Here is a 16,181-nt window from a genome sequence, read left to right as displayed (position 1 = left end):
CGCTCGGCCGGGAATCCCGGCCGAGCGTTTTCGCGTCGGGGCGCCGTCCGCGGCCCGTCCGATCCGTCCGGCTACCGCTCCAGCAGGGTCACGGTCATCCCGGGGACACCGGTCACCGTCCGCTTGGGGAACGCCGATGCCAGGGCCTTCGTCTGGGCCGGCGAGAAGCCGCTGAACGGGTTGCTGTCGGCCGAGCCCTCGGTCACGACCCACACCCTGCGCAGATCGCCGATGCAGGCGGCCGGGTCCTTGCACAACTCCGGGTAGAGGTCCCCGCGTTCCACGGCGCTGCGCGCGACGAAGACGTCCTTGAGGTGCACGTCGTCGGGCAGGTAGTAGTCGAGGGCGATGTTGTACTGCAGGAAGACCGCGTGTCCCCGGAGCGGTGCGACGCCGTCGCCCGGCTTGTAGCCCTCGGCGATGACCGCGGCTGCCGACTTGGCGTCGAAGTTCTCCCGCGAGAAGGGCTTGCGGATGATGCGCTGGCCGTTGAGGCCGAGGACGAGCATGGCCACCAGGCCCAGGGCCAGGAACGCCCGGGGACGCAGCGCGCTCAGCCCGGCGGCCGCCAGCACGGCCCACGCCGGCAGGGTGAAGAGCAGGTAGCGGTCGAGGAAGTACGCCGTGCTGCCCTGCGAGATGATCCACAGCATGACGATCGGCAGGACGGCGACGAGCCCGATCTCGTAGGCCGGGCGCCGTCCCCGGTGCCAGGCCAGCGGCAGGACGGACAGCGCGAGGAAGCACAGGCTGACCCAGGTCGAGCCGAACAGACCGCGCCAGAAGTGGTCCGCGACGTACTGCAGGGTGGGCCTGTTCAGCCAGTCCAGCTGCCGCCCCACCTGGCGCCGGCCCAGGACCACGAGCGGAATTGCGGGAATCAGCGCGGCGACGACCGACAGCGCGAAACCGGACAGGAGCCGTCGCTCGCGCCCGCTCCGCCAGCGCATCAGGATGATCAGGGCATGGCTTCCCAGGAACACCAGCGAAATCATGTGGAAGAGCCCGGCCACGCAGACACTGACCGCGTAGAGCGCCCAGCGCCCGGTGGTCGGCCGTTCCATCGCGCGCAGCAGCAGGAACGTCGCGGCGGCCACGGCGAGCACCACGAACGCATAGCCGCGGGCCTCCTGCGCGTAGCGCGAGACCGAGGGGATCAGCGCGAACAGCACCCCGGCCGCCAGGGCGGTACGCGTGTCGAACAGCTTGCGGGCGGTCAGCGCCACGAAGGCGGCCGCACCGGCCATCGCCAGCGCCGACGGCAGCCGCAGCATCACCAGCGAGTGACCGAACAGCGCGGTCCACTGCTGGATGAACAGGTAGTAGACCCCGGTGACCGCGTCGACGTTGCCGAGCAGGTCGAGCAGTTCGCCCCGGCTGCGGTCGATGGCGTTCCAGGTGGCCAGCTCGTCGCGCCAGAGCTCGAGGCGGCCACTGCGGAAAAGACCGAATGCAAGGGTCAACAGCGCCGGCCACAGCCACACGAGACGCGCCGCGCGTGCGAGCGCGCCCGTCCCCGGGCCGTCCCCGGAGGACGCCGAGGGGTCGGCAGGCCCCGTACCAGTCAGCGGTTGAGCACTGCTGCTGACCCTGCTGGCGCTCATCAAGGCAAGCCTCTCGACATCTGTGTTGCTGCTGTGGTCATGACGGGTCCGTGGGGGCGTAAACACTCGCGGAGCCCATATCAGTATGGCCCGGCCGCGTCGCCGATTGCCCATGGCCCGGGGCGGGTGACGCGGCGGGCGGCGCACCCGGCGCCCGGAAGGTAACGAGTGGAGTACGATGGCTCGTCGGGGCCGTGTCGGCACCCGGATTAATAGAGGTTAACCTTTCTGGGTTAGCCTCCTTTGCTGTGACGGTAATTGAACAGCGGCCGGCGAACCGGCCCGCAGGCATCAGCGATACAGCCGCCGACCGGCCAGTGGTACGGCTGGGGTGGCTTGATGCCCTCCGGGGGATCGCGGCGCTGCTCGTGGCGGTGCACCACTTCAGGGTGCTCTACCTCATACCCGGCGGCCATTTCTTCCACAGGAACTTCGACCTCGGCATCTACGCCGTCATCTTGTTCTTCCTCGTCAGCGGATACATCGTGCCGGCGTCGCTCGAACGCCGCGGCGACGTGCGGGGATTCTGGATCGGCCGGCTCTTCCGGATCTACCCGCTCCTCATCGTCGTCATCGTCGCCTCGCTGTTCATCCTGCCCACCGCGCACTCCGCGGTGCCGAGCGTCGTGACCGACCACCCGTTCCGGTCCGCCCTGGCCAACACGCTGCTGCTGCACGAGATGCTCAACATCCCGAGCGCGATCGGCGTCATGTGGACCCTCTCCTACGAGATGGTCTTCTACTTCTTCGTCACCGCCCTGTTCGTGCTCGGCCGCCACCGCCTGAGCGCCCAGATCTCGCTGGCCTTCGGCGCGCTGGCACTCCTGCTCGGAGCCGCCGTCGGCTCGAACCTGATCACCGTCGACAAGGTCAGCACCCGAAACCTCATCCTCGCCTGCGCCATCGTCGTGGTCATGGCGATGGCCTGCGTGCTCAGCGGCCGTACGGACCTGACCCGCCTCGGTGCGCTCATCCTCGGCGGACTGGGCCTCGTGCTGATCCTCGGCAACGCCCGGGCCCCCTTCTTCGAGACCATGCTGATCTTCGCCACGATGTTCGCGGGCACCGCGATCTACCGGATCCAGGCCGGCCAGATCGACCGGCTCCTCGGGGTGTGGTGCTGCGCCTTCGTCCTGATCGCAGGTCTGGCCGCCGGCTACATGTACAACCGCGGACCGGCCCGCTTCGGGACCTGGACCGAGGGCTGGAAGGGTTTCGTGCTCCCCTTCCTCGCGGCGTGGGCGACCTTCGGCATCGGCATGCTGCTGCGCAACCGCAGGTTCCCGCGGGTGCTCACCTGGCTCGGCGCGATCAGCTACTCGGTGTACGTCGTGCACGTCCCCGTGCTCCACGGAGTGCACTGGATGCTGGACGACGCGGGCCTCCCGGAGACCGGCCCCGGCAAGTTCATCCCCAGCCTCGTCTTCATGGTGCTGGTCCTCCTCCTGAGTCACCTCACCTACCGCCTCGTGGAACTGCCGGGCCAGCGCCTCGGCAAGCGCGTGCTCAAGGCCCTGGAACGCAAGTCCGCGCGGGGCGCGACGCGTTCGGCGCAGGACCCCGCGCAAAGCCCGACACCGGCTTCGCACCGCGCCTAGCGAGGGGGCGGCGGCCGGGCCCCGGACGGGTCCCGGGCCGCCGCCCACCGGCCTGCGCACGCCCTCACATGGGCTAAATTTGAACCTTCGTACGCCTGAACCGGTTGGGGAGAAGAACAATGACGGAAGCGATCCTGCTGGTCGGTGGGCAGGGGACGCGACTGCGCCCCGTGACGGTGAACACCCCCAAGCCGATGGTCCCGGCCGCCGGAGTCCCGTTCCTCGCCCACCAGATAGCCAGGGCCGCTGCCGCCGGCGTCACGCACGTCGTGATGGCCACGTGCTACCTCGCCGAGGTCTTCGAGCCCTACTTCGGCGACGGATCCGACTTCGGCCTCACCCTCGAATACGTCGTCGAGGACGAGCCGCTGGGCACCGGCGGCGCGATCCGCAACGCCGCGCAGCGCCTGACCGGCGGCCCGGACTCCCCCGTCCTCGTCTTCAACGGCGACATCCTCACCGGCCTGGACATCGCCGGCCTGGTCGAGTCCCACCAGACGGCCGACGCCGACGTCTCCCTGCACCTGGTGCGCGTCGAGGACCCGCGCGCCTTCGGCCTGGTGCCCACCGACTCCGAGGGGCGGGTGCTGGCCTTCACCGAGAAGCCGCAGACCCCCGAGGAGATCGTCACCGACCAGATCAACGCCGGCTGCTACGTCTTCCGCCGCAGCGTGATCGACTCCATCCCGGCCGGCCGCCCCGTCTCCGTCGAGCGCGAGACCTTCCCCGGCCTCCTCGCCTCCGGTGCCAAGCTGCACGGTGTCACCGAGAACACCTACTGGCTGGACCTCGGCAAGCCGGAGTCCTTCGTCCAGGCCTCCGCCGACCTGGTGCGCGGCGTCGTCTCCTCCCCGGCCGTCCCCGGCCCCCGCGGCGAGTCCCTCGTCCTGCCGGGCGCCCACGTGGCGGACGGAGCCAAGCTTTCGGGCGGTACCGTGGTGGGCGCCGGCGCCCGCATCGAATCGGGCGCGGTCGTCCAGGGCTCCATCGTGCTGGACGGTGCGACCATCGGCCCGGACACGCACGTGAGCGCCAGCCTCATCGGCGCCGGCGCCTCGGTGGGCTCGCGCACGGTGGTGAACGGCGCGGTCATCGGTGACGGCGCCGTCGTAGGTGCTGACAACGAACTTCGCGCAGGGGTGCGGGTGTGGTGCGAGGCTGAACTGCCCGCCGCCGCCGTCCGCTTCTCCTCTGACCGTTGACCAACTTCAGTGAGGCACAGCCTGTGATAGGCGAGCAGCAGACTCCCCGCGCGACCGACGTCGCCACCACGAAGCTCCCCGACGCCTGGGCGCACACGCCGCTCACCGTGGTCATGCCCACGTACAACGAGGCGGGCAACCTGCCGGGCATGGTGGAGCTGCTCATGGGCCTCGACCAGCCGGGCCTGCGCCTGCTGATCGTCGACGACTCCTCGCCCGACGGCACCGGCAAGATCGCCGACGAGCTCGCGCAGGGCTTCGTCACCGAGGACGGCAAGCCGCGCATGTCCGTCCTGCACCGCACCGCGAAGGACGGCCTCGGCCGCGCCTACGCCGCCGGCATGACCAAGGCCGTCGAGGACGGTGCCCACTACGTCCTCCAGATGGACGCGGACGGCTCGCACCCGGCCGGCAAGATCGCCGAGATGCTGGGCGTGGCCCTGTCCACCGGCGCCGGCCTCGTCGTCGGCAGCCGCTACGTCCCCGGCGGCACCCTGTCCGACGCCTGGGGCGCCCACCGCAAGCTGCTCTCCCGCTGGGCCAACGCCTACGCGAGCAGCATCCTGGGCACCCGCGTCCGCGACATCACGGGCGGCTTCAACCTGTGGAGCGCCGAGGCGCTGCGCGCCATCGACCTGGCGTCGGTCGGCAGTGCGGGCTACAGCTTCCAGGTGGAGATGAAGTTCAAGGCGCTGCGCCGCGACTTCCCGGTGATGGAGGTCCCGATCCACTTCGAGGACCGCACCGTCGGCGAGTCCAAGATGAACCTCGCGGTCCAGCTGGAGTCCGTGGCGATGCCGTGGAAGCTGCGCGCCCGCGCCGGCAAGCGCTGACCCGCGCAGGCCACGTACACGACGTACACGACGCAGGCCACGGGAAAGGGGCACCCCCTCGGGGGTGCCCCTTTCCCGTACCCCGCCCGCGGGTCAGTTGCCGCGGACGGTGACCTTCTCGTCGTTCTGGATCTGCTTCACCAACTGCTGCACCTTCGCCTTGTCCCAGACGAGGTTCCCGCCGCGCTGCCCGGAGATCGGCATGTTCATCGAGACGCCGTCACCGCCGTTGACACCCTTCATCGCGAAGAACATCTGACCCATGTCCCACAGGCCCATGTCCTTGTCCACGATGAGCGTGTCCAGGCCCGCGCCCAGCATCGGGTACAGCGTGAACGGGTTGAGGACCGTGGACGGGGTGGCCGCCTGACTGGCGAGGGCCGACAGGAACTTCTGCTGGTTCTTGGTCCGCTGGAGGTCGGACTCGGCGAAGGCGTACCGGGTCCGTACGAAGGCCAGTGACTGCTCGCCGTTCAGGGTCTGCTTGCCGGCCTTGAAGTCGGCGCCCGACTTCTCGTCCTTGAAGCCCTGCTCGATGTCGAGCTCCACCCCGCCGAGCGAGTCCACGATGCCCGCGAAGCCGGCGAAACCGATCTCGGCGTAGTGGTCGATGCGCAGACCGGTGTTGAACTCCACCGTCCGCACCAGCAGCTCCGGGCCGTCCTCCGCGTACGCCGCGTTGAGCTTGGTCCGCTTGCCCGTGCCCGGGAACTTCTTGCCCGACTCGGACCCGACGAAGGAGGGGATCTCCACATCCGAGTCGCGCGGCAGCGAGACCATCGTGTTCCCGCTGGAGCACTTCGCGAGGATCATCATCGAGTCGGTCCGCTTGCCCTCGGCCGAGCCCGTGTGGAGCTTCTTCTTCTCCTCGTCGGACATGCCCTCGCGGCTGTCGGAGCCCACGATCAGGTACGTCGTGCAGTCCCCTTCCTTCGGCCGCTCGATCACCTTGGAGAGGTCCACCTCCCGGCGCACCTTGGAGTCGGCCCAGAAGTAGGTGGAGACCGTGGTCACCAGCAGCGCGGAGACCAGCACGATCGAGCCGATCTTGATCCGCTTGCGCCAGTCCGGCGCCGGCCCGGGCGTCCGCCCCGGACCCCCGGGCCCCGAAGGCGGCTGCGCGGGCCCGCCGGGCCCCGCGGGGGACCCGTAGACCTGGCCGGTGTTGTAGCCGCTGTCGTAGCCGCCGTACGTGTCGTGGCTCTGCGCCTGCTGCGGGGGCACCCCCGGTGCGGGCGGCGTCCCGGGCCGCCGGGCGGGCGGCGGGACCGCGGGGCGCGGGGGCTGCTGCTGCGGCTGCGGCCGCTGGACGTGCCGCATCCGCTGCGCGCCCTCCGGCTGCGCCCGGTCGCTGCCGCGTCCGTACCCGTCATCGCGGCGGCCGCGGTCCTCGCGGTCGCCGTTCCACCCGTCCCTGTCACTCATGTGCCCAAGAATGCCTGGCCCGGCGTGTCGGCCGACAGTCCGGGCGGCTGTTCGTACCGGTGCTGTTGCAGAGCTGATGCCTCGGCGAGGCACTTAAGGTGGCCGTATGACAGACATACCTGGCGAGACGCCGGGCAAGCCGATCTCGGCCTCCCGCACCACCCTCAGCCACATCATGACCGCCAACGACACCAACCTCCTCGGCACGGTGCACGGCGGTGTGATCATGAAGCTGGTGGACGACGCCGCGGGCGCAGTGGCCGGCCGCCACTCCGGCGGCCCCGCGGTCACCGCCTCGATGGACGAGATGGCCTTCCTGGCGCCCGTCCGGGTCGGCGACCTGGTTCACGTCAAGGCCCAGTGCAACTGGACCGGCCGCTCCTCCATGGAGATCGGCGTACGGGTCCTCGCGGAGCGGTGGAACGAGTCCACCCCCGCCACCCAGGTCGGCAGCGCCTACCTCGTCTTCGCGGCGGTCGACGCCGAAGGCAAGCCCCGTACGGTCCCGCCCGTGATCCCGGAGACCGAGCAGGACGAGCGGCGCTACCAGGAGGCCCAGATCCGCCGCACCCACCGCCTGGCCCGCCGCCGGGCGATCACGGAGCTGCGCGAACGCCGGGCCGCCGAGGGCTTCGACGGGGCGGAGTAGGCCCCGCGGGGCCGGCCGCTTCCCCGGCCGCTTCCCCGGCTACCGCCCGCAGACCACCTGGTCGCCGGTGATCACCGACGTCGCGCCGCCCTGGTACGGGTCCTCCCCGCGCACCGCCACCACCTTGGTGTAGTCGGCGCCCGCGACCACCACCACCGTGCGGCCCTGGCCCGCGACGGCGCGCAGCTCGCTGCCCGGCAGCGCCGCGGAGACCGTACGGGCCGACCGGTCCCAGCGGGGGTCGTACGTGATCACCGTGCGCTTGACGTCACGGCTGGCGCCGTTGCCTGGAGCCCCGGTGGTGTCGAAGCCGGTGGCGCGCAGCGCCGAGTCCACCCGGCCGCCCAGCCCGTCGATCCGGGTCCCGTTCTCCACCTGCACCCGGACCTGCTGCGGGGCCACGTCCACCGGCACCGCCGACTGCGGCCGCGCGGGCCGGCCGGGCGCGGCCGGGGCCAGCGGGCGGTCGTCGCGCAGCGCCTCGAAGAGCTTCGCGGCCTTCGGCTCGTCCCACTTCACCGTGGAGCCGATGCTCTTGACCGGGAAGGACGGATCGCCGATCGGCACCGAGGCGAACTCCGACGAGGACGGCGTGAAGTCCCGCATCGCCTGCCCGAGCGCCAGCATCTGCTCCGATCCGAAGCCCTTGTCGGCCCGCACGGAGCCGAGCAGCGTGGAGCTGAGCTCCTTGAACTTCACCGGGTTGAGCAGCACGCCACCACTGGTGGACTGGTGGATCAGGGCGGCGATGAACCGCTGCTGGCGCTGCATCCGGCCGATGTCGGAGGCGCCGTCCACATGGCGCGAGCGCACGTACTGCAGGGCCTGACCACCGCTCAGCCGGTGGGTGCCCGGCAGCAGGTCGAGACCCGTGTTCGCGTCGCGCATGGTCTTGGCGGTGCAGATCTCCACGCCGCCCATCGCGTCGACCGTCTTCATGAAGCTGGTGAAGTCGACTTCCAGGTAGTGGTCGATCTTCACCCGGGTCATGTTCTCCACGGTGCGCACGGTCAGGTTGGGCCCGCCCTCGGCGTACGCCGCGTTCAGCTTCACGGGGTGCGGCTTGTGCGCCTTGCCGGTGACCAGGTCCTGGTGGGCGGGGACCTCGGCGTAGCTGTCGCGGGGGAGGGAGACCACGCTCGCCCGCTCCTTGTCGGCGGAGATGTGCACGAGCATGATCGTGTCGGTGCAGTGGCAGGGCGCACCGCCCAGGCGGTACTCGCGCTTCTCCTCGGCGGTGATCTTCTCGCGGCCGTCGGTGCCGACCAGCAGGAAGTTCACCCCGTGCCCGGCTTGCGGGCGGTTCTTCATGTCCTTGAACGGGTCCACCCGCTCGATGCCGGTGTCCAGTCCGGTCATCACGGCGTGCCCGATCGCCCCGGAGCCCAGCACCACCACCGAGAGCCCGGCCGCGATCCGCACCCCCCACCGGGGCGTGTCCGCCCGTCGCCGGTCCGGACCGCCGACCCCCGTCAGGTGCTGTGCGCGCTGCGGTGGCCTGGCGGGGCGGGTGGGACGGTGCGGCTGGGGCACGGGGACACCTCCGCGGGGCAGCAGGGCAGCAGGTCACATTCGGCTGATTCGTCAGAACAGTAGGCCCATACGATCAGCCTCTGTCCGTACCGCTCGTCCGCCGCGCACCCGTTTCCCCCGTACGCGGTAACGTGACACCGATACCCGACCTTGAAGGACCACATGCCCGCGCAGCAGCCCGCAGTCTCGGTGATCATGCCGGTGCTCAACGAGGAGCGCCACCTGCGTGACTCCGTCCGCCACATCCTCGGACAGGAGTACGCAGGCGAGATGGAGGTGGTGATCGCGCTGGGGCCGTCCACGGACCGCACCGACGAGATCGCCGCCGAGCTCGTACGCACCGACCCCCGCGTCCACACCGTGCCCAACCCCACCGGCCGCACGCCGGCCGCCCTCAACGCCGCCATCAAGGCCTCGCGCCACCCCGTCGTGGTGCGCGTCGACGGCCACGGCATGCTCTCCCCGAACTACATCGCCACCGCGGTCCGCCTCCTGGAGGAGACCGGCGCGCAGAACGTCGGCGGCATCATGCACGCCGAGGGCGAGAACGCCTGGGAGGACGCCGTCGCCGCCGCGATGACCTCGAAGATCGGCGTCGGCAACGCGGCCTTCCACACGGGCGGCCAGGCCGGCCCCGCCGAGACCGTCTACCTCGGCGTCTTCCGCCGAGAGGCGCTGGAGCAGCAGGGCGGATACAACGAGGAGTTCATCCGCGCCCAGGACTGGGAGCTGAACTTCCGCATCCGCGAGGCCGGCGGCCTGATCTGGTTCTCGCCCGAGCTGAAGGTCCAGTACCGCCCGCGGCCCTCCGTACGGGCGCTGGCCAAGCAGTACAAGGACTACGGGCGCTGGCGCCACGTGGTGGCCCGCTACCACTCGGGCTCCATCAACCTGCGCTACCTCGCCCCGCCGGCCGCCGTCTGCGCGATCGCGGCCGGTGTGGTCGTCGGCGCGGCCGTCACCCCGTGGGCCTTCGCGGTCCCGGCCGGCTACCTCGCGGCGATCACAGCCGGGTCGGTCCCGGCGGGCAAGGGGCTCTCGCTCAAGGCCCGGGCGCAGATCCCGGTCGCCCTGGCGACGATGCACATGTGCTGGGGCTTCGGCTTCCTGACCAGCCCGCGCTCGCTGGCCGCCAAGGTGATCGCGAGCCGCCGTCCGTCGGTGCGCCGGGACCCCGCCGAGCTCTGAGCTTCCGTACGCACACGAAAGGGGTGTCCCGGTCCTCGTCGGACCGGGGCACCCCTTTCGCACGACCCGTGCCGGCTCAGCTCACCAGCGGTAGAACTTGTAGATGTCCATGCAGCTGGTGTCCGTGCCGTTGAGGATGTCGGCCGACTCCGGGACCGCGCCGGCCTCGGGCGCGGGCTGCTGCGGGTAGACGTTGCCTTCCCGCCAGTCCGCGCCCACCACGAGGGTGATCCTGGTGGCCCCGGCGGCCTTCTGTACCGACCCGGCCGGAATCCCGAGGGCCGCCGCCACGCTCTGCGCGTCGGCCGCCTGGGCGTCCGTGGCGTAGCGGACGATCGTGGTCTTCTCCGGGGTGAGCGCGCTGTCCGCCTTGGCCAGCGCGAACCCCTTGGAGACCAGCTGGCCGGTGATGGCCGTGGCCCGCTTGCCCACCGGCGCAGCCCCGACACCCGTGCCGTTGACCACCTGCACGGCGATCTTCGCCGGGTCGGTGGGCGGGGCCTTGGCGGCCTCGGGGGTCGGCGACGGGGAACTGCCCGCACCGGGCTTGCCGCTCTCGGCCGGGGCGCCGTTGGAGTCCATGGCGACGTCCTTGCGGAGCATCGTCCACATCTTCTCGGCGTCCGGGGGGTTGACGACCACCCGGTTCTTGTCCCCCGGGGCTTCCAGCACCGGAATCGTGGCCATCGTGATGCGGTTGACCGGTACGTCCTTGAGCGCGAGGCCGAGGTCGAGGAGCTTCTTGACCGACCCGATCTCCTCCGACACCTTCAGCGACTTCGTCGCCGCCTCCGCCAGGCCCGTGAGGCGGGGGATGTCGGTGAAGGCGTTCTGGCTCTTGAGCCCGCGCATCATCGAGTTCATGTACATGTGCTGGGCCTTGGCCCGGCCCATGTCGCTGCCGAAGGCGTGCCGGGTGCGCAGCCACTGGAGCGCCTGCTCGCCCTGGATCTTGGTGGTGCCCGCCTTGAGCTTCAGGCCGGAACCGCCCGTCCCCGACCCGGGCTCCGACTGGTCGAAGACGTTCTGGTTGACGCAGACGTCGACGCCGCCGATGGCGTCGGCCATGCTCACGACACCGGTGAAGTCGATCATCATCCAGTGGTCGATGTAGACGTTGGTCAGCTTCTCCCAGGTGGCCAGGGTGCAGCCGGGACCACCATTCGCGAGGCTCTCGTTGATCATCGTCTTGGTGGCTTTGAACTTCGCGCCGGTCTTGGGATCGGTGCACTCCGGGATGTCCACGATGGTGTCGCGCGGAACGGAGGTGACCGAGGCGTTCTTCCGGTCGGCGGAGATGTGGATCAGCATCTGCACGTCGGCCCGCGCGGGTCCGCCGATGTTGTCCCAGCCGCCGCCGAGTTTCGCGTTCGCCTCGTCGCGGATGTCGGAGCCGAGCATCAGGATGTTGATCGGGCGCCGGCCCGCGGCGTCGGCCTCGGTCCTGGCGACCCCGCTGTCACCGCTCAGGCGCTGGCCGCTGCGGATGTTGGCGTTGAGGTGGCGGTAGTAGAGGTAACCGGCCGCCGCCGTCCCGAGTATGAGGAACGCCAGCACCGAAGCGACCCAGCGCAGCACGCGCCGCCTGCCCCGCCGGGCCGGACGGCCACCACCGCTGCCGCCACCCCGGCGTCCACCGCCACCGCCCCGGCGCCCGTGCCCGGAACCGCTCCTCGGTGAGGGTACGGTGCCGGAGGTGTCCGAGCCGCCGCCGGATATGCCGCCGGCGCCCTGTGCGGGCGCCCCCTCCCCTCGCACGCTGCTGTGCCTCACGCGTACCCCCCCTTGAATTCCCTGTGTGTCGGTCGTCTGACGGGCCGGCCCGTGCCGGCCCTGCTTGGCGATCATGGTCGCAGGCCGGCCCCCCGGCCGGTCACTTGGCGCAGATCGCCTTGTCGGCCTCGACCCGCTGGACGCCCTCCGGCGCCTGCTGCGGAGCGGTCTGGGACACCCCGGCCCCCTTGAAGTCGCCGCCGAGCGTCAGCTTCATCGGGGTCTTCGGGGCGGCGTCCGCCGTGCCCATCTTCAAAGCCGAGGCCGGCAGACCCATCATGTCCGCCAACGCCCTGGCCTGGGCGGCCTGGTTGGGCGCGTACTCCAGCTGCGTGGTGTCGACCTTGGCCCGGGCATTGCCCAGGTTGCTGGCCTTCGGTACACCCTTGGTGTTCTGCAGCCAGGTCAGGGTGCCGGAGGCGGAGCCCGCCGGGCCGCCGCCGTTGTAGATGTCCACCCGTACGTCCTTGGCGGGCGCGCGGTCGCCCTGCATCAGGGCGTCCTGCTTGTTCTTCGCGTCCGCGTCGGCCGCGTCCTTGGCGGCCTGCTCCTTCTGCTCGACTTCCGTCAGCGAGACGTCCCCGCGGATCATCTGGAGCAGCGGATCCGCCTGCGCCGAATTGATCACGACGGTGGCCTTGACCTTCTCCGCCGGATTGTCGAGAACGGGAAGTGTGGTGAAGGTGATGTTCTTGAGGTCGATGTCCTTCAACTCACCGGCGAGATCCGTGAGTTTGTCGATCGACCCTATGCCGGTGTCCACGCTCAGCGATTTGGTGGCCGCTTCCGCGAGGGAGAAGAACTTCTTCGGACTGGTCAGCGTCTGCTTCGACTTCATCTCGCGCATCATCGAGCCGAGGAACTGCTGCTGGGTCTTGATGCGGTCGAGGTCGCTCTCGTTGCCGAAGGCGTGCCGGGTCCGTACGAAGGCCAGCGCCTGCTCGCCCTCCAGCCGGTGCTCGCCCGCCGTCAGCTTCAGCTGGGAGTCCTTGTCGTCGACGGCCTTCTCCACACAGACGGGCACCCCGCCGACCGCCGTGCTCAGGTTCTTCACCGCGTTGAAGTCGGCCATCATGAAGTGGTCGACCTGGATCCCGGTGATCTCCTTGACCGTACGCATGGTGCAGCCCGGGTCCCGGCCCCCCTGGCCGAGGCTGGTGTTGAAGCGCACGCCGTGCTCGGCGGGAACGTTCTTCGTCGTACCGTCCAGCTGCTTCGTCGGGCAGGCCGGGACGTTGGTGATCAGGTCGCGGGGGATGGACAGCGCGGTCGCGTTGGAGCGGTCCTTGGCGACGTGGAAGAGGATCGTGGTGTCGGCGTGCCCGACGCTGCCGGCGTCCCCGTAGCCCTCGTTGCCCTCGCCGCTGCGCTTGTCGGTGCCGATGACCAGGATGTTGATCGCCTGGTCCTTCTTGAAGCCGCCGCTCGTGCCCGCGTCACCGACGTCGGTGACGTTCAGGTTGCCGTTGAGGTGCTCGTAGTAGAGGTACGCCGCGACCGAGCCGCCGACCAGCAGGAACGCCAGCGTGCCACCGGTGATGACCAGCGCCTTCTTCCGGCCGCCGCCACCGCCCTTGCGTGGACGCCCGCCGCGCCGGCCTCCGTCGGGCGGCCCGTCACCGCGCCGCGGCCCGGGGACCGCGGGGGACGGGGTCGTGGGCGCCAGCGCGGGGGAGCCGCGGCGCGCGACCTGGCGCGGGGCCTGGGGCGAAGGGGCTTTGCGGGGGGTGGCGCCGGGCGCCGACGCTTGCCCAGCGGAGCTGTCCAGTCGCAGTTCGTAGTTGCCTGTGCGGGGATTGAGCACCCACTGGTCTGCGGGGTCGATCTCGTCGGCCCGCCCACGGCTTTGCGCATCCACGGTTGCTCGAATCCTCCGTCGGTGCTTCGCGACGCGCCTCCCCCCAGGCGCCCGGTCAACGATCCGGCTACTGGTGCACGGCGTCTTCGCTGTCCGGTGCACCGGATCGCTCACCTTATCCGGCCAGGTCAGCCGCAAACCATGCTGGTGACAAATTCCACTCCCCTTATAACGGGCCAATCACCTCAAGCAGCTCGTTCGGCGTCCGGCTTTTGGGATTGCTTTACCGGCAGTCCGCGGTGGCGGCCGTGGTGCCCGGGAAGGTGGGGGCCGGGGTGGGGGTGGCGGGGGCGGAGGGGCTGCGGCTTCCGTCCTCGCCTGCCGTGACCTCGGTCGCGGGCTGCGGCTGCGGCTCGGGCTGGGGCTCGGGCTCGGGTTCGGGTTCGGGCGGGGTCACCGTCACCGGCATGTCGGCCCGCAGTTGGCCGAACAGCCGGGTCGCGTCCGGCTCCAGCAGCTCGTCGCGGTTCGGGTCGCCGGCGTACGGGCGGCGCGGCACCGTCAGGAACTTGACCTGGTCGGTCGGTATGTCCCTTACGCCCCGTACGAGTTCGTACAGGCCGCGCAGCGAGGCCAGCCCCGGGTCCGTGGTCACCGAGGAGGTCGCCGCGTCCAGCAGCGGATAGAGCCGCGCCGGGTTCAGCAGCACCCCGTTGCTCTGCACCTTCTTGACGAGCGAGCCGAGGAACTGCTGCTGGCGCTCCATCCGCTCCGTGTCGCTGCCGTTGCCCAGGCTGTAGCGGGCCCTGACGAAGCCGAGCGCCTGCTCGCCCTGGAGCGTCTGGCGGCCGGCCGGCAGCTTCAGCTTGGCCTCCGAGTCGTCCACCGGCTGCTTGAGGCAGATCTCGACCCCGCCGACGGCGTCGACCATCTTCTTGAAGCCGCCGAAGTCCAGCACCATGTGGTGGTCGACCCGGATCCCGGTCAGCTTCTCCACCGTACGGATCGTGCAGGCGGCCCCGCCCCACTGGTACGCCCAGTTGAACTGCGCCGTCCGCTGCACCGTACGCTCTCCGTCCGCCCCCAGGCAGCTCGGTATCTCCGTCATCAGGTCCCGGGGTATCGAAACCGCCGTCGCGCTCCTGCGGTCCGCCGGCAGGTGCAGCAGGATCGTGGTGTCCGAGCGCTGGGTGCCCCGGTCCTGCCCGTAGCGGGCGTTCTCCCGGCCGGAGCGCGTGTCGGAGCCGATCAGCAGGATGTTCTGCGCGCCGCCCGCGAGGTGCACCGGGCGTTCCCGCTCGTAGCGCCGCAGCTCGGCGGCGGCCGAGGCGTCCTCGGTGATGTTCCCGTCGAGCTTGGTGTAGAGCCACCAGCCGGCGGCAGCCCCGGCCAGGACCAGCAGGGCCAGCCCGAGGGTGATCCAGCGCAGCAGCCGGCGCCGACGGCTGCGCGGAGGCTTGGGAGTGCCTCCGGCAGCTTCGGTGCCGCCCGGTATGCCCGCGCTGTCCCTCACTCGCGTACCGTCCCCTCACCTCACCGGCGTGGCACGACAGCCGTACGAGTGGGTACGGCTCCTGCCGATCCTGCCCCCGGGCGGCCGGAGCGGCCCGGGGGCAGGGCCCTGTACAGGGCCATGTGGGTGACAAATCGCCCGTTGTCGCTGTTGGGCGGAGTGGGTGACGGCCACTACGCGGTCCGGGTGACGGACTAGCGGGCGGTGTGGGTCACGCGCTCGCTCTCGATCCGGTGCGCCAGACCCTCCGCCGACAGCCCGTCCGGGTTGCGGCACAGGACCACCGAGCCGCCCGTGGCCAGCGCGGCGAACAGCCCGGCCGAGAGCCCCTCCCAGGTGTCGTAGCCGAGCCCGGACAGCACCCGCGAACCCTCCCCGAGGCCGAGCTTCACCGCGTCCTCGCGGGCCCGCTCGCAGATCCGTGCGTACGAGAGCTCCTCGCCCCGGACCACCAGCCCCGGCCCGTCCGCGTCGACCGGCGCGAAGGGCGCGAAGCGGTCACCCTGCCCCGGCACCTCCACCGCGTAGTCCGCGAACCCGGCGGGCGGCTGCGGGAAGCGCCCGCCCAGCGGCCGCAGTGCGAGCGCGACCCGCTCGCCCGTGCACGCGGCGGCCTCCTCCAGGGTGTCGGGGCCGGTCACGACGAGGTCGGCGCCGGCCGGATCCCCGCCCACCTCGGCCACCACCCCGACCGAGGCGCAGGCGAGCAGCCACACGGCGCTCTGCCAGTGCGCCGGGAGCAGCAGCGCGAGCCGGTCGCCCGGCTCGGCGCCCAGGTCGCCCTGCAGCAGATTGGCGGTCTTGGCCACCCAATTGGCGAAGGTGGCGACGGACAATTCGACGCGCTCGCCCGTGGCGTCGTCGTAGAAGGTGACCAGGGGGCGGCCCGGATCGGCGGCGAGCGCGGATCGCAGCAGGTCGGCAGGGGTGCGGTCAGTGGCGTTCACGGACCCGAGCCTACGCGGGCCCCTCCCTCGTACGGCGGCAGCACGGTCCCCCGTACGGGGTAGGCGTACGGCGGAGTGATCAGACGGTGTGTCAGTTTTCGGATGGCGCCCGCCGCCG

12 protein-coding genes are annotated in these 16,181 nt (G+C 70.8%); 5 read left to right on the top strand and 7 right to left on the bottom strand.

Annotated elements, in window-relative coordinates; translation table 11 throughout:
• Positions 1 to 71: 71 nt before the first annotated feature.
• A complete protein-coding gene (locus ACFWBF_RS03350; protein ID WP_385594415.1) occupies positions 72 to 1,604 on the bottom strand; it encodes a glycosyltransferase family 39 protein in 1,533 nt (510 codons plus the stop codon).
• A gap of 248 nt (positions 1,605 to 1,852) precedes the next feature.
• On the opposite strand from ACFWBF_RS03350, the gene ACFWBF_RS03345 reads away from it, so the two are divergent.
• The 3 genes from ACFWBF_RS03345 to ACFWBF_RS03335 all read left to right on the top strand — a co-directional run bounded on the left by ACFWBF_RS03345 (position 1,853) and on the right by ACFWBF_RS03335 (position 5,237).
• Complete coding sequence (locus tag ACFWBF_RS03345; protein WP_385594412.1) at positions 1,853 to 3,202, top strand: acyltransferase family protein; 1,350 nt, start codon at positions 1,853 to 1,855, stop codon at positions 3,200 to 3,202.
• A gap of 119 nt (positions 3,203 to 3,321) precedes the next feature.
• Positions 3,322 to 4,404, top strand: coding sequence for a sugar phosphate nucleotidyltransferase (locus ACFWBF_RS03340; RefSeq protein ID WP_385594409.1), 1,083 nt, complete (start codon positions 3,322 to 3,324; stop codon positions 4,402 to 4,404).
• A 23-nt stretch (positions 4,405 to 4,427) separates the two neighbouring features.
• Positions 4,428 to 5,237, top strand: a complete 810-nt coding sequence (locus ACFWBF_RS03335) for a polyprenol monophosphomannose synthase (protein ID WP_385594734.1) — start codon at positions 4,428 to 4,430, stop codon at positions 5,235 to 5,237.
• Between the two features lie 93 nt (positions 5,238 to 5,330).
• On the opposite strand, the gene ACFWBF_RS03330 is transcribed toward ACFWBF_RS03335, so the two are convergent.
• Positions 5,331 to 6,662: an LCP family protein gene (locus ACFWBF_RS03330; RefSeq protein ID WP_385594407.1), complete on the bottom strand. Its 1,332-nt coding sequence runs from the start codon at positions 6,660 to 6,662 to the stop codon at positions 5,331 to 5,333.
• A 106-nt stretch (positions 6,663 to 6,768) separates the two neighbouring features.
• On the opposite strand from ACFWBF_RS03330, the gene ACFWBF_RS03325 reads away from it, so the two are divergent.
• Positions 6,769 to 7,311, top strand: a complete 543-nt coding sequence (locus ACFWBF_RS03325; protein ID WP_385594404.1) for an acyl-CoA thioesterase — start codon at positions 6,769 to 6,771, stop codon at positions 7,309 to 7,311.
• Between the two features lie 39 nt (positions 7,312 to 7,350).
• Here ACFWBF_RS03325 and ACFWBF_RS03320 read toward each other — a convergent pair whose 3' ends face one another.
• Positions 7,351 to 8,733 (bottom strand): LCP family protein, encoded by a 1,383-nt coding sequence (locus tag ACFWBF_RS03320; protein WP_385594731.1) that lies wholly within the window; start codon positions 8,731 to 8,733, stop codon positions 7,351 to 7,353.
• A 273-nt stretch (positions 8,734 to 9,006) separates the two neighbouring features.
• On the opposite strand from ACFWBF_RS03320, the gene ACFWBF_RS03315 reads away from it, so the two are divergent.
• On the top strand, positions 9,007 to 10,032 hold the full coding sequence (locus tag ACFWBF_RS03315; RefSeq protein ID WP_385594401.1) for a glycosyltransferase family 2 protein: 1,026 nt from the start codon (positions 9,007 to 9,009) through the stop codon (positions 10,030 to 10,032).
• Positions 10,033 to 10,113: 81 nt separating this feature from the next.
• Here the strand turns inward: ACFWBF_RS03315 and ACFWBF_RS03310 are convergent, their stop codons facing one another.
• The 4 genes from ACFWBF_RS03310 to ACFWBF_RS03295 all read right to left on the bottom strand — a co-directional run bounded on the left by ACFWBF_RS03310 (position 10,114) and on the right by ACFWBF_RS03295 (position 16,063).
• Positions 10,114 to 11,607 carry an LCP family protein gene (locus tag ACFWBF_RS03310; RefSeq protein ID WP_385594728.1) on the bottom strand — a complete coding sequence of 498 codons (1,494 nt, stop codon included), beginning with the start codon at positions 11,605 to 11,607 and terminating at the stop codon, positions 10,114 to 10,116.
• A gap of 298 nt (positions 11,608 to 11,905) precedes the next feature.
• Positions 11,906 to 13,663, bottom strand: a complete 1,758-nt coding sequence (locus ACFWBF_RS03305; RefSeq protein ID WP_385594399.1) for an LCP family protein — start codon at positions 13,661 to 13,663, stop codon at positions 11,906 to 11,908.
• A 223-nt stretch (positions 13,664 to 13,886) separates the two neighbouring features.
• Positions 13,887 to 15,116, bottom strand: a complete 1,230-nt coding sequence (locus ACFWBF_RS03300; protein ID WP_385594396.1) for an LCP family protein — start codon at positions 15,114 to 15,116, stop codon at positions 13,887 to 13,889.
• A 194-nt stretch (positions 15,117 to 15,310) separates the two neighbouring features.
• Positions 15,311 to 16,063, bottom strand: coding sequence for a TIGR03089 family protein (locus tag ACFWBF_RS03295; protein WP_385594393.1), 753 nt, complete (start codon positions 16,061 to 16,063; stop codon positions 15,311 to 15,313).
• Positions 16,064 to 16,181: the final 118 nt, after the last annotated feature.

This window comes from Streptomyces sp. NPDC060028 (assembly GCF_042736725.1).
Classification (GTDB): domain Bacteria; phylum Actinomycetota; class Actinomycetes; order Streptomycetales; family Streptomycetaceae; genus Streptomyces.
Note: the sequence above shows the minus strand (reverse complement) of the source record. Positions and strands in the feature narration are given on the sequence as shown.